The 17897-nt window shown below is 56.3% G+C and carries 18 protein-coding genes, 1 rRNA gene and 1 other annotated feature; of the genes, 8 read left to right on the top strand and 11 right to left on the bottom strand.

Annotated features, from left to right (window positions below; all coding sequences use genetic code 11):
- The 4 genes from ACJ8QI_RS17045 to rluD all read right to left on the bottom strand — a co-directional run.
- A 16S ribosomal RNA gene (locus tag ACJ8QI_RS17045) occupies window positions 1-1298 on the bottom strand; the annotation flags it as partial.
- A gap of 511 nt (window positions 1299-1809) precedes the next feature.
- Window positions 1810-4383, bottom strand: coding sequence for an ATP-dependent chaperone ClpB (gene clpB / locus ACJ8QI_RS17040; RefSeq protein ID WP_025301647.1), 2574 nt, complete (start codon window positions 4381-4383; stop codon window positions 1810-1812).
- Between the two features lie 130 nt (window positions 4384-4513).
- Window positions 4514-5245, bottom strand: coding sequence for a purine nucleoside phosphorylase YfiH (gene yfiH / locus ACJ8QI_RS17035; RefSeq protein WP_442532850.1), 732 nt, complete (start codon window positions 5243-5245; stop codon window positions 4514-4516).
- A complete protein-coding gene (rluD, locus tag ACJ8QI_RS17030; protein ID WP_004932452.1) occupies window positions 5245-6222 on the bottom strand; it encodes a 23S rRNA pseudouridine(1911/1915/1917) synthase RluD in 978 nt (325 codons plus the stop codon). The genes yfiH and rluD overlap by 1 nt, the downstream gene beginning before the upstream one ends.
- A 131-nt stretch (window positions 6223-6353) precedes the next feature.
- Here rluD and bamD point away from each other — a divergent pair, with 131 nt between their 5' ends.
- From bamD to pheA, 4 genes are all read left to right on the top strand, one after another.
- Window positions 6354-7085 carry an outer membrane protein assembly factor BamD gene (gene bamD, locus ACJ8QI_RS17025; RefSeq protein WP_004932456.1) on the top strand — a complete coding sequence of 244 codons (732 nt, stop codon included), beginning with the start codon at window positions 6354-6356 and terminating at the stop codon, window positions 7083-7085.
- A gap of 312 nt (window positions 7086-7397) precedes the next feature.
- Window positions 7398-7739 carry a ribosome-associated translation inhibitor RaiA gene (gene raiA / locus ACJ8QI_RS17020; RefSeq protein WP_004932457.1) on the top strand — a complete coding sequence of 114 codons (342 nt, stop codon included), beginning with the start codon at window positions 7398-7400 and terminating at the stop codon, window positions 7737-7739.
- 122 nt (window positions 7740-7861) lie between these two features.
- Window positions 7862-7988: a sequence feature (Phe leader region), on the top strand.
- Entirely contained in the window at window positions 7863-7910 is a 48-nt protein-coding gene (locus ACJ8QI_RS17015) for a hypothetical protein (protein WP_101428074.1), read from the top strand. It overlaps the preceding feature by 48 nt.
- Window positions 7989-8030: 42 nt before the next feature.
- Complete coding sequence (gene pheA, locus ACJ8QI_RS17010) at window positions 8031-9188, top strand: bifunctional chorismate mutase/prephenate dehydratase (protein WP_060425327.1); 1158 nt, start codon at window positions 8031-8033, stop codon at window positions 9186-9188.
- A gap of 61 nt (window positions 9189-9249) precedes the next feature.
- Here pheA and tyrA read toward each other — a convergent pair whose 3' ends face one another.
- Together tyrA and ACJ8QI_RS17000 are read right to left on the bottom strand one after the other, a co-directional pair.
- Window positions 9250-10371, bottom strand: coding sequence for a bifunctional chorismate mutase/prephenate dehydrogenase (gene tyrA, locus ACJ8QI_RS17005; protein WP_100396071.1), 1122 nt, complete (start codon window positions 10369-10371; stop codon window positions 9250-9252).
- 3 nt (window positions 10372-10374) lie between these two features.
- On the bottom strand, window positions 10375-11451 hold the full coding sequence (locus ACJ8QI_RS17000; RefSeq protein WP_442532849.1) for a 3-deoxy-7-phosphoheptulonate synthase: 1077 nt from the start codon (window positions 11449-11451) through the stop codon (window positions 10375-10377).
- A gap of 506 nt (window positions 11452-11957) precedes the next feature.
- Between ACJ8QI_RS17000 and ACJ8QI_RS16995 the strand changes: the two genes are divergently transcribed.
- The 4 genes from ACJ8QI_RS16995 (at window position 11958) to ACJ8QI_RS16980 (ending at window position 13986) form a co-directional block, all read left to right on the top strand.
- Window positions 11958-12722: a DUF481 domain-containing protein gene (locus tag ACJ8QI_RS16995; RefSeq protein WP_047728881.1), complete on the top strand. Its 765-nt coding sequence runs from the start codon at window positions 11958-11960 to the stop codon at window positions 12720-12722.
- A 250-nt stretch (window positions 12723-12972) separates the two neighbouring features.
- Entirely contained in the window at window positions 12973-13194 is a 222-nt protein-coding gene (locus ACJ8QI_RS16990; RefSeq protein ID WP_038871804.1) for an HP1 family phage holin, read from the top strand.
- Window positions 13178-13693, top strand: coding sequence for a lysozyme (locus ACJ8QI_RS16985; RefSeq protein ID WP_038871806.1), 516 nt, complete (start codon window positions 13178-13180; stop codon window positions 13691-13693). Before ACJ8QI_RS16990 ends, ACJ8QI_RS16985 begins: the two co-directional genes overlap by 17 nt.
- 65 nt (window positions 13694-13758) lie before the next feature.
- Entirely contained in the window at window positions 13759-13986 is a 228-nt protein-coding gene (locus tag ACJ8QI_RS16980) for an ogr/Delta-like zinc finger family protein (protein WP_016929021.1), read from the top strand.
- Between the two features lie 142 nt (window positions 13987-14128).
- Here ACJ8QI_RS16980 and rplS read toward each other — a convergent pair whose 3' ends face one another.
- From rplS to ffh, 5 genes are all read right to left on the bottom strand, one after another.
- Entirely contained in the window at window positions 14129-14485 is a 357-nt protein-coding gene (rplS, locus tag ACJ8QI_RS16975) for a 50S ribosomal protein L19 (RefSeq protein ID WP_060440742.1), read from the bottom strand.
- A gap of 48 nt (window positions 14486-14533) precedes the next feature.
- A complete protein-coding gene (trmD, locus tag ACJ8QI_RS16970; RefSeq protein WP_004932485.1) occupies window positions 14534-15301 on the bottom strand; it encodes a tRNA (guanosine(37)-N1)-methyltransferase TrmD in 768 nt (255 codons plus the stop codon).
- A 52-nt stretch (window positions 15302-15353) separates the two neighbouring features.
- Window positions 15354-15902 carry a ribosome maturation factor RimM gene (gene rimM / locus ACJ8QI_RS16965; protein WP_019455135.1) on the bottom strand — a complete coding sequence of 183 codons (549 nt, stop codon included), beginning with the start codon at window positions 15900-15902 and terminating at the stop codon, window positions 15354-15356.
- 18 nt (window positions 15903-15920) lie between these two features.
- Window positions 15921-16169, bottom strand: coding sequence for a 30S ribosomal protein S16 (gene rpsP / locus ACJ8QI_RS16960; protein ID WP_004932501.1), 249 nt, complete (start codon window positions 16167-16169; stop codon window positions 15921-15923).
- A gap of 214 nt (window positions 16170-16383) precedes the next feature.
- Window positions 16384-17745 (bottom strand): signal recognition particle protein, encoded by a 1362-nt coding sequence (gene ffh, locus ACJ8QI_RS16955; protein WP_004932504.1) that lies wholly within the window; start codon window positions 17743-17745, stop codon window positions 16384-16386.
- Window positions 17746-17897: the final 152 nt, after the last annotated feature.

Raw genomic sequence — 17897 nt, 5'->3', positions numbered from 1 at the left:
ACGACATACTTTATGAGGTCCGCTTGCTCTCGCGAGGTCGCTTCTCTTTGTATATGCCATTGTAGCACGTGTGTAGCCCTACTCGTAAGGGCCATGATGACTTGACGTCATCCCCACCTTCCTCCAGTTTATCACTGGCAGTCTCCTTTGAGTTCCCGGCCGAACCGCTGGCAACAAAGGATAAGGGTTGCGCTCGTTGCGGGACTTAACCCAACATTTCACAACACGAGCTGACGACAGCCATGCAGCACCTGTCTCAGAGTTCCCGAAGGCACCAATCCATCTCTGGAAAGTTCTCTGGATGTCAAGAGTAGGTAAGGTTCTTCGCGTTGCATCGAATTAAACCACATGCTCCACCGCTTGTGCGGGCCCCCGTCAATTCATTTGAGTTTTAACCTTGCGGCCGTACTCCCCAGGCGGTCGATTTAACGCGTTAGCTCCGGAAGCCACGCCTCAAGGGCACAACCTCCAAATCGACATCGTTTACAGCGTGGACTACCAGGGTATCTAATCCTGTTTGCTCCCCACGCTTTCGCACCTGAGCGTCAGTCTTCGTCCAGGGGGCCGCCTTCGCCACCGGTATTCCTCCAGATCTCTACGCATTTCACCGCTACACCTGGAATTCTACCCCCCTCTACGAGACTCTAGCTTGCCAGTTTCAAATGCAGTTCCCAGGTTGAGCCCGGGGATTTCACATCTGACTTAACAAACCGCCTGCGTGCGCTTTACGCCCAGTAATTCCGATTAACGCTTGCACCCTCCGTATTACCGCGGCTGCTGGCACGGAGTTAGCCGGTGCTTCTTCTGCGAGTAACGTCAATTGATGACCGTATTAAGCTCACCACCTTCCTCCTCGCTGAAAGTGCTTTACAACCCGAAGGCCTTCTTCACACACGCGGCATGGCTGCATCAGGCTTGCGCCCATTGTGCAATATTCCCCACTGCTGCCTCCCGTAGGAGTCTGGACCGTGTCTCAGTTCCAGTGTGGCTGGTCATCCTCTCAGACCAGCTAGGGATCGTCGCCTAGGTGAGCCATTACCCCACCTACTAGCTAATCCCATCTGGGCACATCTGATGGCAAGAGGCCCGAAGGTCCCCCTCTTTGGTCTTGCGACGTTATGCGGTATTAGCTACCGTTTCCAGTAGTTATCCCCCTCCATCAGGCAGTTTCCCAGACATTACTCACCCGTCCGCCGCTCGTCACCCAGAGAGCAAGCTCCCCTGTGCGACCGCTCGACTTGCATGTGTTAAGCCTGCCGCCAGCGTTCAATCTGAGCCATGATCAAACTCTTCAATTAAAAGCTTGATTTGCTTCCACGCGAGAAGCGATGCTCAAAGATTTACTGCATGAATGTTACTTCAGTTAGTCACTCTTCAAGACTTGATATTTTTTTGCATCCGAAGATGCTGGATATCGTCTTGTGGAGTGCCCACACAGATTGTCTGATAAATTGTTAAAGAGCAGTGCCGAGAAACTCATCGGCGCGGGCTGCGTATACTACGCTTTTCGCCCGGAGAGTCAAGCGTTTATTTCGCTTTCTTCTCGCTGACCCGGCGGCTTGTCAGTCGTTGTTCCCGGTCAGTGGAGGCGCATTATAGGGAGTTCTCGGCGGGCCGCAACCCCTAATTGCAAAAAACTTTTCAATCGCTCAAATAATCACCCGAAATGCCTTTTTTGGATGTTTATTAGTCAAAAAATACCACTTTTAGCACAGTAATAGCGGCAAACCCTGTAAATAGGGACAAACGAAGATAAAGAAAAGGGAGCGGTCACCCGCTCCCTTTCATCTTTATTACGCTCGATTGCCGTTATTGGCGTGCAACGATATGGTCGTTTTCCACATCCAACGTGACCAGCTTGCCGGGGATCAGCTTACCGGACAGGATTTGCTGCGCCAGCGGGTTCTCGATCTCCTGCTGAATAGCGCGTTTCAACGGACGCGCACCATATACAGGGTCGTAACCCGTTTTGCTCAACAGCGCCAGGGCCGGTTCGGTCATGGTCACTTCGTAACCGCGCTCTTCCAAACGCTTGTAGAGACGCGACAGCTGAATCTTGGCAATTGCAGCAATGTGTTTCTCGCCCAGCGGATGGAACACCACCACTTCGTCGATACGGTTGATGAACTCCGGACGGAAGTGGTGACTCACCATCTCCATCACCGACTCTTTCATCTGCGCGTAGTTCATCTGACCGAAATGCTCCTGGATCAGATCGGAGCCCAGGTTGGACGTCATGATCACCACAGTATTGCGGAAATCGACGGTACGGCCTTGACCATCGGTCAGTCGGCCGTCATCCAACACCTGCAACAGAATATTGAATACGTCCGGGTGCGCTTTCTCGACTTCATCCAGCAGAATCACCGAATAAGGCCGGCGGCGCACGGCCTCCGTGAGGTAACCGCCCTCTTCATAGCCGACATAACCCGGAGGCGCGCCGACCAGACGAGAAACGGAGTGTTTCTCCATAAACTCGGACATGTCGATACGCACCATGGCGTCGTCGCTGTCGAACAGGAACGAAGCCAGCGCTTTGCAGAGCTCGGTTTTCCCCACCCCGGTCGGGCCCAGGAACAGGAACGAACCGATCGGCCGGTTAGGATCGGACAATCCGGCGCGGCTGCGGCGAATAGCATTCGAGACCGCGCTGACCGCTTCGTCCTGGCCGATAACCCGCGAATGCAGCTCTTGCTCCAGGCGCAGCAGTTTGTCACGCTCCCCTTCCAGCATTCTGGCAACCGGGATCCCGGTCGCACGCGCCAGCACTTCAGCAATCTCCGCATCGGTCACCCGGTTGCGCAGCAGCTTCATGCTCTTGCCTTCGGCCTGCGTGGCGGCGGCGAGCTGTTTCTCCAGCTCAGGAATTTTGCCGTACTGCAGTTCCGACATCCGCCCCAGATCGCCGACGCGGCGCGCCTGCTCCAGAGTGATTTTGGCCTGCTCGAGTTCGGCCTTGATGTTCTGAGTACCGGAGAGCGAGGCTTTTTCCGCTTTCCACTCTTCTTCCAGCTCCGAATATTCGCGCTCTTTCTGCCCCAGCTCGTCGCTGAGCATGTCCAGGCGTTTCTTGCTGGCGTCGTCAGACTCTTTATTTAACGCCTGTTGTTCCAGCTTCAACTGAATGATGCGGCGTTCAAGCCTGTCGAGCGATTCCGGCTTGGAATCCATCTGCATACGAATGCTGGACGCCGCTTCGTCGATCAGGTCGATAGCCTTGTCCGGCAATTGACGATCGGCGATATAACGGTGTGAAAGCGTTGCCGCCGCCACGATGGCCGGGTCGGTGATCTGCACGTGGTGGTGCAGTTCGTAACGTTCTTTCAAGCCGCGCAGGATAGCGATGGTGTCTTCCACGCTCGGCTCCGCCACATACACTTTCTGGAAACGACGTTCGAGCGCCGCATCCTTTTCTATATACTGACGATACTCGTCGAGCGTAGTCGCGCCGACGCAGTGCAGCTCGCCGCGCGCCAGCGCCGGCTTAAGCATGTTGCCCGCATCCATGGCGCCATCCGCCTTACCGGCGCCGACCATGGTGTGCAGTTCGTCGATAAACAGGATAACGCTGCCTTCCTGCTTGGCCAGATCGTTGAGCACGCCTTTCAGGCGCTCTTCAAACTCGCCGCGGTACTTGGCGCCGGCGATCAAGGCGCCCATATCGAGGGACAATACGCGCTTGTGCTTCAGCCCTTCCGGCACTTCGCCGTTGATGATGCGCTGCGCCAGGCCTTCGACGATGGCGGTTTTACCCACGCCAGGCTCGCCGATCAGCACCGGGTTGTTTTTGGTACGGCGCTGCAGCACCTGGATGGTGCGGCGTATCTCTTCGTCACGGCCGATTACCGGGTCAAGTTTGCCCTGTTCGGCGCGTTCGGTCAGATCGATGGTGTATTTCTTCAATGCTTGCCGTTGGTCTTCGGCGCCTTGGTCTTCCACGCTGTCACCGCCTCTCATTTGTTCAATGGCTTTGCTGATTTTGTCGGCCGTTGCGCCGGCCGCTTTCAACAAGTCGGTCAACGAGCCGCGGTCTTCCAGCACCGCAAGCACAAACAGCTCGGAAGAAATGAATTTGTCCGCGCGCTTCTGCGCCAGCTTGTCGCACAGGTTCAAGACGCGCACCAGCTCGTGGGACGGTTGAACGTCGCCACCGGTGCCTTCTACCTGCGGTAAACGGGACAGCGCCTGTTCGATTTCGGTGCGCACGCGCCCGGCATCGATACCTGCGGAAGTTAATAGTGGACGAACCGTGCCCCCTTCCTGATTGAGCAGGGCGCTCATCAGATGTAGCGGTTCAATAAACTGGTTGTCGTGCCCAAGGGCTAGTGACTGGGCATCGGCGAGGGCAAGCTGGAATTTGTTGGTAAGACGATCCAGACGCATAACACCTCCAAGATGGGTCGAAATTGCTACTGGAGATTAAATGAGGTCATCCCTCAAATTTTCAAGGTTATCTCGACGCTAAATTTTCGGTACAACGCCATGCGTCGTTGGATCGTCCTAATTCAATAGGTTATATCAGCCAGATTAAACTTGCCAGACGTCCGGTTATTCCATCGCGTCGATAGGAGAAAAAATGACTCTTTTCGTTAACCGTGCAGCGGTCACCACCATAGATGGCCTGCACGCCTGCCCGCAACAAACGTTGGCGTGCCAGTAAGTAGATATTAGCCAAAAACTTATCGCCGTGCGGCATAAACGCCGCCGCGGCTTCGGCGTCTTCCGCGATAAAGGCGGCACGCACCTCCGGCCCGACTTCAAACTGCTGCGGGCCAATCGCCGGCCCCAGCCAGGCGCGGATCTGGCCCGGTGCGGCGCTGAACGCCGCCACGGTTTGTTCCAGCACGCCATGGCACAACCCACGCCAGCCGGCGTGGGCGGCGGCCACTTCATCGCCGCTCTGCGAGCAGAACAGCACCGGCAGACAATCCGCCGTCATCACGGCACACACCTGCCCCGGCACGTTGCTGTACACCGCATCCGCCCGCAGATCGGCGGGCGCTTGCCCCGTCAACGTCACCACGCGGGTGCCGTGCACCTGCTCGAGCCACACCGGCATCTGCGGCAAGCCGGCGGCGGTAACCAACCGTTCCCGATTGCGCTTCACCGCTTGCTCCTCGTCACCGACGTGGGTGCCGAGGTTCAGCGAGTCATAAGGCGGCAGGCTGGTGCCGCCGCCGCGCGTGGTGCTGCAGGCCTTAACGCCGGAAGGCAACGGCCAGTCGGGCAGAATGAGTGAATTCATTACCAGTCCATCTGATCTTTGAATTCTTCGGTGTCCGCCTTCAGCGCGTTGATCAGATCGACCATGTCCTGCGGCAGCGGCGCATGCCACTCCATCTGGATACCGCTGATCGGATGATACAAACGCAGCATGGTGGCGTGCAGCGCCTGACGGTCAAAGCCGCGCAGGGTGTTGATAAAGGCTTCCGAAGCGCCCTTCGGCGGACGTGGACGGCCGCCGTACAGCGGATCGCCCACCAGCGGATGGCTGATGTAAGCCATGTGCACGCGGATCTGGTGAGTTCGGCCGGTTTCCAGGCGCAGGCGCAGGCGGGTGTGCGCACGGAAGTGTTCCATAATGCGGTAGTGCGTCACCGCCGGTTTACCCATCGGGTGCACCGCCATGTGGGTGCGCTTGGTAGAGTGACGCGCGATAGGCTCTTCTACCGTGCCGCCGGCGGTCATGGTGCCGATCGCCACCGCTTCGTATTCACGGGTAATTTCACGCGCCTGCAGCGCTTCCACCAGCCGGGTTTGCGCCGGCACGGTTTTCGCCACCACCATCAGGCCGGTGGTGTCTTTATCCAGACGGTGTACGATGCCGGCACGCGGCACGTCGGCGATTTCCGGGTAATGATGCAGCAACGCATTGAGCACCGTGCCGTCCGGGTTACCGGCGCCAGGATGCACCACCAAATCGCGCGGTTTGTTGATCACCAGGATGTCGCTGTCTTCATAGACGATATCCAACGCGATATCCTGTGGCTCCCAACGCGCCTCTTCTTCAATCTGTGCATCGATGGCGACGGTCTCTCCGCCCAGCACCTTCTCTTTCGGTTTATTTGACGTTTTGCCATTGACCTTCACCCGATCGCCCAGGATCCACTCTTTTATGCGAGATCGTGAATAATCAGGGAACAATTCGGCCAAAGCCTGATCTAAACGTTGTCCGAGTTGAGATTCGGCCACCGTTGCGGTGAGTTGTACTTGTTGTGCCATATGCAGCTTCTTCGTTAACGTTGGGTTTTCACGGCGATGCCGTTTAATATAATGTGCTATTGTACCTGGTCTTTGTCGGGAGCTTAACGGACAGTCTCCCGGAATAACACCCTGAGGATAATCAAAACGTCATGACGCGTATGAAATATCTGGTGGCGGCAGCCACGTTGAGCCTGGCGCTGGCAGGTTGCTCCACATCCAAGGATGCGGTTCCCGACAACCCACCTTCGGAAATCTATGCTACCGCGCAGCAAAAACTGCAGGACGGTAACTTCAAGGGCGCGATTACGCAACTCGAAGCGTTAGATAACCGCTATCCTTTCGGGCCGTATTCCCAGCAGGTCCAGCTGGATTTGATTTACGCCTACTATAAGGCTGCCGACTTGCCGATGGCTCAGGCATCCATCGATCGCTTCATGCGTCTGAACCCGACGCACCCGAACATCGATTACGTGATGTACATGCGCGGCCTGACCGACATGGCGCTCGATGACAGCGCACTGCAGGGCTTCTTCGGGGTTGACCGTTCTGACCGCGATCCTCAGCACGCTCGCGCTGCGTTCCGCGACTTCAGCCAGTTGATTCAGCAATACCCGAACAGCCAATACGCGACCGACGCCAACAAGCGTTTGGTGTATCTGAAAGACCGCTTGGCCAAGTATGAGCTTTCGGTGGCGGAATACTACACTAAACGCGGTGCTTACGTCGCGGTCGTTAATCGCGCCGAGCAGATGTTGCGTGAATTCCCGGATACCAAAGCGACGCACGACGTGTTGCCGCTGATGGAAAATGCCTACAAGCAGCTGCAGCTGAACGGCCAGGCTGACAAAGTGGCCAAAGTGATCGCCGCCAACCCGCAATAACCGCGCGTCGGCAAAGACAGAAAAACAAAACGGCAGCCTCGGCTGCCGTTTTCATTGGCGTGGACCGGTTTTTTACTGGAGAAATACACAAGTAAAAACACGGTGTTAGCTAGCGCCCCTCACCGGTCAACTCATCGATAATGCGCCATCCGGCGGCAACTCTCAAGCATTAGATAGCCAATTCAGATGCTGAATCACAGATTGAACTAACTTTGCAAAAAGTGACAAAAAATCGTGATTTACATCACGCATTTAAACAAAAAGCGGGGTATGCTGGATTCACCAAGACGGAAAGACAGAGAGGTAAGTTATATGACATTGAACATTACCAGCAAACAAATGGATATCACTCCCGCAATCCGCAATCACGTCGAAGACCGTCTCACCAAACTGGAAAAATGGCAGACCCAGCTGATAAACCCACATATCGTCTTATCTAAAGAACCGCAGGGGTTTGTCGCCGACGCTACCATTACCACGCCTAACGGCCCGCTGGTCGCCAGCGCCAAACATGATGACATGTACACCGCCGTTAATGAGCTGATCGCCAAGCTGGAGCGCCAGCTGAACAAGGTGCAGCACAAAGGCGAAGCGCGCCGCTGCAATGCCAGCGTGAAAGACATCGTGCCGGAAGTCACGCAAGAGCAAGAATAACCGTCCGACAGCGATTGCCGCATCAAACGCGCCCGAGGGCGCGTTTTTTGTCGGGTATTTTTGTTGACGGGGTAAAGGCCAGCGGTTACTTTAAAACCTGATCGCATTAACCTTAGGTAGACCATGCCACGCACACCGTTTTTCTTCGCATTCTTTTTTACCTTCCCCTGACTGGGAGGCGTTTCGTCGTGTGAGAAAGAATGCGAAGACGAACAACAAGGCCTCCTGGAAACAGGGGGCTTTTTTTATGGCTATTTTACAACGAATAAGAACTGAAGGCGGAAGCTGATTATGACTGACAACCCGTTATTGGTGCTGCGCGAGCGCATCAGCGCACTGGACTTGAAACTGTTGGCCCTGCTGGCGGAACGCCGTGAGCTGGCGATCGAAGTCGGCAAGACCAAGCTGCACTCTCACCGCCCGATCCGCGATAAAGAACGCGAGCGCGACCTGCTGGATGCGCTGATCGCCGCCGCCAAACCTTACGATCTGGACGGCTTCTACGTCACCCGCCTGTTCCAACTGATCATTGAAGACTCCGTTCTGACCCAGCAGGCGCTGCTGCAGCACCAGCTCAACCCCGTCAGCCAGCACTCCGCCCGCATCGCCTTCCTCGGCCCGAAAGGCTCTTATTCACATCTGGCGGCGCGTCAATACGCCGCCCGCCATTTCGATCAGCTGATCGAATGCGGCTGCCAGAAGTTTCAGGATATCTTCACCCAGGTGGAAACCGGCCAGGCGGACTACGCGATACTGCCGATCGAGAACACCAGCTCCGGCTCGATTAACGAGGTGTACGATCTGCTGCAACACACCAGTCTGTCGATCGTCGGCGAGCTGACTAACCCGATCAACCACTGCGTTCTGATTGCCGGCGACAGTGATTTGAGCCAGATTGAAACCGTCTACAGTCACCCGCAGCCGTTCCAGCAGTGCAGCCAGTTCCTGAACCGCTTCCCGCACTGGAAAATCGAATACACCGAAAGCACCGCCGCCGCGATGGAGAAAGTCGCCAAGCTGAATTCACCGAAGGTAGCGGCGCTGGGCAGCGAAGCCGGCGGCGCACTGTACGGGCTGCAGGTGCTGGAACACAACCTTGCCAACCAGCAGCAGAACATCACCCGCTTTATCGTCCTGGCGCGTAAAGCGATTGACGTCTCCGAACAGGTGCCGGCCAAAACCACGCTGATCATGGCGACCGGCCAGCAATCCGGCGCACTGGTCGAAGCGCTGCTGGTTCTGCGCGACAACGGCATCATCATGACCAAGCTGGAGTCACGCCCGATCAACGGCAATCCGTGGGAAGAGATGTTTTATATCGATGTGCAGGCCAATCTGCGTGCCGACGCGATGCAAAAAGCGCTGCGCGATCTGGCACCAATCACCCGCTCGCTGAAGGTACTGGGCTGTTACCCGAGCGACACCGTGGTGCCGGTCAACCCATCCTGAAACCATAAAAAAAGGGTTCGGCCAAGCCGAACCCCTTACCTTTACGTTTACCACCCGCGTTTTACTGCCGGCTGTCGTTAGCCTGCCGCAACAGCGTGCGGCTCTCCACCAGGAAGCGCTGGGCGTAATCGCCGAACCAGTGCTCCACCTTGCGGAAACTGTCGATAAACGCCTGTTTGTCGCCATGCTCCAACAGCTTTATCGCCTCGCCGAAGCGCTGGTAGTAACGCTTAATCAGCGCCACGTTTTCTTCCGACGACATGATGATGTCGGCGTACAGCTGCGGATCCTGCGCAAACAGGCGGCCAACCATCGCCAGCTCCAGCCGGTAGATCGGCGAGGAGAGCGCCAGCAACTGCTCCAGTTGCACGTTCTCTTCCGCCAGGTGCAACCCGTAGGCGAAGGTGGCGAAGTGCCGCAGCGCCTGAATAAACGCCATGTTCTGATCGTGTTCGACCGCGCTGATGCGATGCAGCCGCGCGCCCCACACCTGCAGCTGCTCAAGCAACCACTGGTAAGCCTCCGGCTGGCGGCCGTCGCAGTAAACCACTACCTGCTTCGCCACGCTGCCCACGTCCGGGCCGAACATCGGGTGCAGCCCCACCACCGGGCCGTTGTGCACCGCCAACATCGCATGCAGCGGACGGTTCTTCACCGACGCCAAATCCACCAGAATACAGTCGTCGGGCAACGTTGGCAGGCGGCTTATCACCTGCTCTGTCACATGAATCGGCACGCTGACGATCACCATGCCGGCGTCGGCCAACAGCTGTTCCGCCTGCGGCCAATCTTCCTGATCCAATACCCTGACCTGATAACCCGACAGCGTCAGCAGACGGTTGAACAGCCGGCCCATCTGGCCGTTGCCGCCGATGATGACGATCGGCCGCAGCTGTGGGCACAGAGTTTTAAAGCCTTTATCGTTCTCGCTGACGTATGATTCGCGCATCACGCGGCGCAAGACGTCCTCGATCAAATCCGGCGGCACCCCGAGGTTTTCCGCCTCCTGACGGCGCGAGGCCAGCATCGCCGCCTCGCGCTCCGGCACATAAACCGGTAAACCGTGGCGGCTTTTCACCTCCCCCACTTCCGCTACCAGATGCAGGCGTTTTGCCAGCAGATCCAGCAACGCTTTGTCCACCTCGTCGATTTGATCGCGCAGCGCGGTCAGTTCTGCCACCATAACTTACTTTTCTCCCGTGCGTGCCGTCAGCGCAGCGCCGAGTTCCTGATGCATATGACGCAGCAGCGTTTCCGTGCTCTCCCAGTCGATGCAGGCGTCGGTGACGGACACACCGTAACGCATGTCTGCACGCGGCTGTTCGGAAGACTGACTGCCCTCATGCAGATGGCTCTCCAGCATAATGCCGGTGATCGAACGGTTGCCCGCTTTGATCTGCTCCACCACGGACTCGGCCACCGCCGGCTGACGGCGATAGTCTTTATTCGAGTTGCCATGGCTGCAATCTATCATCAAGGACGGATGGAGTCCCGCCTCGAGCATCTGTTTTTCACAGGCCGCAACGTGCTCGGCGCTGTAGTTCGGGGTTTTGCCGCCGCGCAGGATCACGTGCCCGTCCGGGTTGCCCTGCGTCTGCAGCAGGCAAACCTGGCCCGCCTGGTTGATGCCGACGAAGCGGTGCGGCATAGCGGCGGCGCGCATGGCGTTGATGGCGGTGCCCAGACTGCCGTCGGTGCCGTTTTTGAACCCGACCGGCATCGACAGGCCGGAAGCCATTTCGCGGTGGGTCTGCGATTCGGTGGTGCGCGCGCCGATCGCCGACCAGCTGAACAAGTCCCCCAGGTACTGCGGGCTGTTCGGATCCAACGCTTCGGTAGCCAACGGCAAGCCCATGCCCACCAGATCCAGCAACAGGCGACGCGCGATATGCAAGCCTGCTTCAACGTCAAACGAACCGTCCATGTACGGATCGTTGATCAAACCTTTCCAGCCGACAGTGGTTCTGGGTTTTTCAAAATAGACGCGCATAACGATATACAGCTGATCGCTCAAGTCAGCCGCCAGGGTTTTCAAACGACGGGCGTAGTCCAGCGCCGCATCCGGATCGTGGATCGAACAAGGCCCGCACACCACCAACAGGCGATGATCGCGCCCCTGCAAAATGTTGGCGATGGTGTTGCGCGCGGTGGCGATTTCATTTTCGTCGTCGGCGCTAAGCGGGAACTGGTTCTTCAGCTCCTCCGGCGTGATGAGAACCTGTTCTGCACTGATATGTACGTTATTGAGCGCGTCTTTTTGCATGATGCTATTCCTGTCGTTTGGCGTTATGCGTTGAAATGGAACATTGAGCGTTTCAGGGCTCTACCTTATCACGCGATGTAAAGATTTCAATCCAATTTCCGTAAATAAAAAATTACCGTGCTTTTGCTTATAAAAAAACATGTATAAAAACACCAATAAAATACAATTAAATTCATTTAAATCAAAAATATAATAAAATTACAGGATCATCAAAACGCGCCTAGGCACCCTGCGAACCAAAACACCCAATCGTAAACATATTTGTACAATTAGTTTTACAGGGAAGATACACCGCCCGTCTCGGCGCCCACGAACGGACAGTAGCGGATACCGTCAGGCTCAGCACGAAATGCCGCCGAAAGCGATGAATTTAAGTAGAAGAAAAGCGAATAAATGAGGAATAAAAATTAAAAACTTAAGCTAATGGCGGCTATTTTTGTCGCCGAAGTGAACCGATATAATGTGACCGTCATCAACAATAACCACCCTTAACAACTGGATCCAAGATGCTCTCTTCTCGCGCTCGTCGCGCTTTTCCGCTGTATATTTGCTGCTTAACGACTTTCACCAGTGTTTCAGCCCTTGCCGACAATACGCTTTTCACCGCGATGGACGATCCGGCCACCGCCAAGAAACCGTTCGAAGGCAACGTGCAGGCGGGCTACAACGCCCAGTCCGGCAACTCGCAAAGCTCCACCCTGTTGGCCAACACCAATATGACCTGGTTCAATACCGACGCGGCATATAGCCTGTGGGGGGCGGCCAACAACACCACCTCCTCCAACGTGCGCTCGTCCGAAAAGTACCAGGCCGGTGGCCGTACGCGCTATAACCTGACCGATCGCAACTACCTGTTCGGCCAGGCCAGCTGGCTGAGCGACCGTTTCAACGGTTATGACTCGCGCTCCACGCTGACCGGCGGTTACGGCCGCCAACTCCTCAACGGGCCGCTCAGCGATCTGCGGGTGGAATTTGGTCCCGGCGTACGCCATGACGAATACCACGGCGGCGGCCGCTCGACCAAAGGGCTGGCCTACGGTGCGGCCAACTATTCCTATCAGCTGACCGACAACACCAAGTTCATTCAGGGCGTTTCCGCGCTGGCGAACGAGGAAACCACGCTGAACTCGGAAAGCGCGTTGAACGTGGCGATCAACGATCGCTTCTCACTGCGCGTGGCCTACACCGTGACCTACAACAGCAAACCGCCGGCCTCCGCACCGAAAAACACCGATACCACCACCTCGGTCACGCTGGTCTACGGCCTGTAACCTCCCCCCGCCCAGAATCTCTCGAAGCCCATCATCGATGGGCTTTTTTTATACCCGCCGCTCTCTCTTGCACAATCTGCTAAAAATATTCATCTCGCCCATTGACGACTTTAGCAAATAGCTTAATACTGTATGCATATACAGTAATTATTATACAGCCTCGTGGCATGATGGATTTCGATAGCGAGTGGCCAACAACGCATCGATAACCCCCAGCTCCGAGAGACTGTAAACAAAGTGAGCATAAGCTATGGAGAAAATCACCTCATTCATCACCTACGCCATGGCGCTGTTTCTCGCCTGGCTCGGCAGGCTCTCTCCGCAGGACATTGCCTTTTTAGTCGGTGCGGCGGTAGGAATCGGCACGTTTCTGGTGAACTGGTACTACCGACGTAAAAGCCTGCAGATCTTGAAGGCTATTGAGCGCAATGCGGCATCACGGAGGAAAATTTACGATGAGTGCAATCGTTAAGCGCTGCAGCGTCGCCGCCGTTTTGGCCATCGCCGTGCTGTTACCGTCATTTGGCGAGCTGCAAACCTCAGAAGCCGGCCTCAGGCTGATCGCCGATCTCGAAGGTTGCCGCCTGTCGCCTTACCAGTGCAGCGCCGGAGTGTGGACACAGGGCATTGGACACACCGCCGGCGTCATCCCGGGCCAGGCTATCGATGAGCGGCAAGCCGCTGTGGATTTGGTAGACGATGTTCGCCGCACCGAGCGTGGCATGGCCGCCTGCCTGCCGCAAACGCTCCCACAAGAAACCTATGACGCGGTGATCGCCTTCGCCTTCAACGTGGGCATCAGCGCCGCCTGCCACTCCACGCTGGTCACGCTGCTGCAGCAGCGCCAGTGGCAACAGGCTTGCGATCAGTTGCCACGTTGGGTTTACGTAAACGGAAAGAAAAACAAGGGGCTGGAACAGCGACGCGCCACGGAACGCGCACTGTGCTTGCAAGGCATTGCCTCATCATGACGGGCTCACTCGCCTAAGTGGTGATGCCACAACAATTTCACTTAATTTGTTCAAGGGGGGTTCTTATGATGCACTGTCCACTATGCGGTCACGTGGCCCACACTCGCTCCAGTCGCTATCTGAGCGAGTCGACCAAAGAGCGTTACCATCAATGCCGCAACATCAACTGCAGCTGTACGTTCGCCACTCACGAATCCGTTGCACGGGTGATCGTCAAGCCCGGCGATGACATTGTCCCGGCGCAGCCGCACCCACCGGAGAATCAGCATAAACAAAGCGCCGCCGCGCTGTAATGCAAAAAGCCTGCTGATGCAGGCTTTTTAATGTCGCTACAACGTGGCCAAATCTCGCAAATGCAAGGCAGCCGGATTTTCAGATAAAAAAAGGGGTTGGCATAGGCCAACCCCTGATAACTATTAACTTTTGGATGCAGCGTTAGTTAACGCGGTTCAGACGCTCTTTGATACGAGCAGCCTTACCAGTACGTTCACGCAGGTAGTACAGTTTAGCTTTACGAACGGCACCACGACGTTTAACAGCAATGCTGTCGATTACTGGGGAGTGAGTCTGGAATACGCGCTCAACACCTTCGCCGTTGGAAATCTTACGAACAGTGAATGCAGAGTGCAGACCGCGGTTACGGATAGCGATAACCACGCCCTCGAATGCCTGCAGACGTTTTTTGCTACCTTCAACGACCCATACCTTCACTTCCACGGAATCACCCGGACGGAATGCAGGTACGTCTTGTTTCATCTGCTCTTGTTCAAGTTGCTTAATAATGTTGCTCATAATATGTCTCTTACCCTAGGTAAACTGATATATCGGTCCCGTCTGATGTCAGACGTTTCCTTCATAGTCCTGTTGCCTGGCCTGATGTTCCCGTTGGAACTCAGCCAGCAACACCGCTTGCTCGTCAGTCAGAGCTAGGCTTTCTAGAAGTTCAGGTCTTCTAAGCCAGGTTCGGCCCAGCGACTGCTTTAAGCGCCAGCGACGTATCTCGGCATGGTTGCCCGACAGTAGAACCGGCGGTACTTCCATCCCTTCCAACACCTCTGGGCGGGTATAGTGCGGGCAGTCCAGCAATCCGTCGGCGAAGGAGTCTTCCTCCGCTGAGGCCTGATGGCCCAGCACACCCGGTATGAAACGGGCGACTGAATCAATCAGGGTCATCGCCGGCAGTTCCCCGCCGCTGAGAACGTAATCGCCGATTGACCACTCTTCGTCAATTTCGGTTTGGATTACGCGCTCATCTATCCCTTCGTAACGGCCGCACACCAGAATCATCTTCTGATTGGCCGCCAGTTCGCACACGCCGGTTTGATCCAGCTTGCGCCCCTGAGGTGACAGATAAATCACCTTTGCTCCCTCGCCTGCCGCTGCTTTCGCCGCATGAATGGCTTCCCGTAAAGGTTGCACCATCATCAGCATTCCCGGGCCGCCGCCATAAGGGCGATCGTCCACGGTGCGATGCCGGTCGTAGGTGAAGTCGCGAGGACTCCAACACTGCACGCTCAGCAGGCCATTTTTTACTGCCCGGCCAGTCACCCCGTAATCGGTGATAGCGCGGAACATCTCAGGAAACAGGCTTACAATACCGATGAACACAAGCCAATCCCCTTACCGTTATTCCACTTGCTTCGACCGTTTGATCCGGGGGTCAAAAACCAGGATCCCAATCTGCCTCAATCACGCGGGCAGTGAGATCGACTTTCTTGATAACCTGCCCATGAAGAAACGGAATCAACCGCTCCTTCATGCCGAACGCATCTTTCAGGTTCGCTTTCACAACCATCACATCGTTCGAGCCGGTTTCCATCATATCGATGACTTTACCCAGCTCGTAGCCGGCGGTGGTGACTACCTGGCAGCCCATCAGGTCTTTCCAGTAGTAATCGTCACCCTCCAGCGGAGGAAGTTGCTCAGAATCCACCATAATCTCGCGATTAGTCAGCAGATTCGCCGCGTCCCGATCGTCAATGCCTTTGACCTTGATGATCAGATCCTGACTGTGGCGCTTCCAGTCTTCCAACTCGATATGCTGCCACTGACCCGCCTGCTGGATAAACCACGGCTGATAGTCAAAAATGCTTTCGGCGTTCTCGGTGGATGAAAACACTCTGAGCCAACCACGAATGCCGTAAGCGGACCCCATTTTACCGAGTACAATCGGCTGCTTAGGCGCTACCGGTTTGAGTTGCTTGCTCATTGCCACCACCGCGACAGATTAAGCTGCTTTCTTAGCGTCTTTGATCAGCGCGTGAACGCGATCAGAAACGGTTGCACCCAGACCAACCCAGTGCTCGATGCGGTCCAGGTCCAGACGCAGTGCTTCAGCCTGACCGGAAGCGATCGGGTTGAAGAAGCCTACGCGCTCGATGAAACGACCATCACGAGCGTTGCGGCTGTCGGTCACTACTACTTGATAGAACGGACGCTTTTTAGCGCCGCCACGTGCCAAACGAATTGTTACCATAACATCCTCTTTAGTTAATAAAACAGCCGGGCCCCATTGAGGGACGGGGCCCGGTTGCAATATAAAAAGCCCGAAAATTTTACTCATTTTGGCGCAAAAAGCAATCTAAAGCGTCGATCGCAGGGGACAACTTTTGCTGCCTGTCAAATTTCGGGCGGTTTTCACCGCGAACGGCGAATGCTGAAAGCGCCCACACTCGGCGTGCGGAGGCCCATCAGCGGCCTGGGAAGCCCGGCGGCATCATACCTTTCATGCCGCGCATCATCTTCGCCATACCGCCTTTCTTCATCTTCTTCATCATACGTTGCATTTCGTCGAACTGCTTCAGCAAGCGGTTGACGTCCTGCACCTGCATGCCGGCCCCCATCGCGATGCGGCGCTTGCGCGAGCCCTTGATGATTTCCGGTTTGGCGCGCTCTTTCAGCGTCATCGAGTTGATGATCGCCTCCATGCGCACCAGCACTTTATCGTCCATCTGCGACTTGACGTTGTCCGGCAGCTGGCCGGCGCCCGGCAGCTTGCTCAGCATGTTGGCCATGCCGCCCATGTTGCGCATCTGCTTGAGCTGCTCCAGGAAGTCGGTCAGATCGAAACCGTCACCCTTCTTCAGCTTGTTGGCCAACTTCTCCGCCTGCTCGCGGTCGACCTTGCTTTCGATATCTTCGATCAGCGACAGCACGTCGCCCATGCCCAGGATGCGCGATGCCACGCGATCCGGGTAGAACGGCTCCAGCGCTTCGGTCTTCTCGCCCACGCCGAGGAATTTGATCGGCTTGCCGGTGATATGACGGATGGACAGCGCGGCACCGCCGCGCGCGTCGCCGTCGACCTTGGTCAGCACCACGCCGGTCAGCGGCAGCGCTTCGTTAAACGCCTTGGCGGTATTGGCGGCGTCCTGGCCGGTCATGGCGTCGACCACGAACAGGGTTTCCACCGGCTTGATCGCCGCGTGCACCTGTTTGATCTCGTCCATCATCGCTTCGTCAACGTGCAAACGGCCGGCGGTATCGACGATCAGTACGTCGTAGAACTTCAGCTTGGCCTGTTGCAGCGCGCGATTGACGATGTCGATCGGTTTTTCTTTGACGTCAGACGGGAAGAAATCGATGCCGACGCCTTCCGCCAGCGTTTCCAGCTGTTTGATCGCCGCCGGGCGATAAACGTCCGCGGAAACCACCAACACTTTCTTCTTCTGTTTTTCTTTCAGGAATTTGCCGAGTTTACCGACGCTGGTGGTTTTACCGGCACCCTGCAAGCCCGCCATCAGCACCACCGCCGGCGGCTGGGCCGCCAGATTCAGCTCGGTGTTGACTTCGCCCATCGCGGCGATCAGCTCGCCTTTGACGATCTTGACGAACTCCTGCCCCGGCGTCAGGCTCTTGTTGACTTCATGGCCGACCGCGCTCTCTTTGACGCGGTTGATGAAGTCGCGCACCACCGGCAGCGCAACGTCCGCTTCCAGCAATGCCATGCGCACTTCACGCAGGGTTTCCTTGATATTCTCTTCGGTCAGCCGCCCGCGGCCGCTGATATTGCGCAACGTGCGCGACAGTCGATCGGTTAAATTTTCAAACATCGTCTCATGCTCAACGTGTAATGACAGGCCGCTCCGGCGACACAATTGCGCCGATGATAACACGAAGCGCGGCGGATCTCTGCCTCAGCGTTGGAGATAGGTTGGAGTGAAACGCGCGCAACGTTATACTGACACTCCAATTAACCACGCCG

It is taken from the genome of Serratia sp. CY84636 (genome assembly GCF_052166245.1).
In the GTDB taxonomy this organism is placed as follows: Bacteria; Pseudomonadota; Gammaproteobacteria; order Enterobacterales; family Enterobacteriaceae; genus Serratia; species Serratia nevei.
This window is presented reverse-complemented; position numbering and strand designations above follow the sequence as displayed.

What these genes read in the sequence shown, in the direction of transcription:
- clpB (WP_025301647.1), bottom strand. Translation starts at nt 4,383, where the DNA reads ATGCGTCTGGATCGTCTTACCAACAAATTCCAGCTTGCCCTCGCCGAT.
- yfiH (WP_442532850.1), bottom strand. Translation starts at nt 5,245, where the DNA reads ATGAATTCACTCATTCTGCCCGACTGGCCGTTGCCTTCCGGCGTTAAG.
- rluD (WP_004932452.1), bottom strand. Translation starts at nt 6,222, where the DNA reads ATGGCACAACAAGTACAACTCACCGCAACGGTGGCCGAATCTCAACTC.
- bamD (WP_004932456.1), top strand. Translation starts at nt 6,354, where the DNA reads ATGACGCGTATGAAATATCTGGTGGCGGCAGCCACGTTGAGCCTGGCG.
- raiA (WP_004932457.1), top strand. Translation starts at nt 7,398, where the DNA reads ATGACATTGAACATTACCAGCAAACAAATGGATATCACTCCCGCAATC.
- pheA (WP_060425327.1), top strand. Translation starts at nt 8,031, where the DNA reads ATGACTGACAACCCGTTATTGGTGCTGCGCGAGCGCATCAGCGCACTG.
- tyrA (WP_100396071.1), bottom strand. Translation starts at nt 10,371, where the DNA reads ATGGTGGCAGAACTGACCGCGCTGCGCGATCAAATCGACGAGGTGGAC.
- ACJ8QI_RS17000 (WP_442532849.1), bottom strand. Translation starts at nt 11,451, where the DNA reads ATGCAAAAAGACGCGCTCAATAACGTACATATCAGTGCAGAACAGGTT.
- ACJ8QI_RS16995 (WP_047728881.1), top strand. Translation starts at nt 11,958, where the DNA reads ATGCTCTCTTCTCGCGCTCGTCGCGCTTTTCCGCTGTATATTTGCTGC.
- ACJ8QI_RS16990 (WP_038871804.1), top strand. Translation starts at nt 12,973, where the DNA reads ATGGAGAAAATCACCTCATTCATCACCTACGCCATGGCGCTGTTTCTC.
- ACJ8QI_RS16985 (WP_038871806.1), top strand. Translation starts at nt 13,178, where the DNA reads ATGAGTGCAATCGTTAAGCGCTGCAGCGTCGCCGCCGTTTTGGCCATC.
- ACJ8QI_RS16980 (WP_016929021.1), top strand. Translation starts at nt 13,759, where the DNA reads ATGATGCACTGTCCACTATGCGGTCACGTGGCCCACACTCGCTCCAGT.
- rplS (WP_060440742.1), bottom strand. Translation starts at nt 14,485, where the DNA reads ATGAGCAACATTATTAAGCAACTTGAACAAGAGCAGATGAAACAAGAC.
- rimM (WP_019455135.1), bottom strand. Translation starts at nt 15,902, where the DNA reads ATGAGCAAGCAACTCAAACCGGTAGCGCCTAAGCAGCCGATTGTACTC.
- rpsP (WP_004932501.1), bottom strand. Translation starts at nt 16,169, where the DNA reads ATGGTAACAATTCGTTTGGCACGTGGCGGCGCTAAAAAGCGTCCGTTC.
- ffh (WP_004932504.1), bottom strand. Translation starts at nt 17,745, where the DNA reads ATGTTTGAAAATTTAACCGATCGACTGTCGCGCACGTTGCGCAATATC.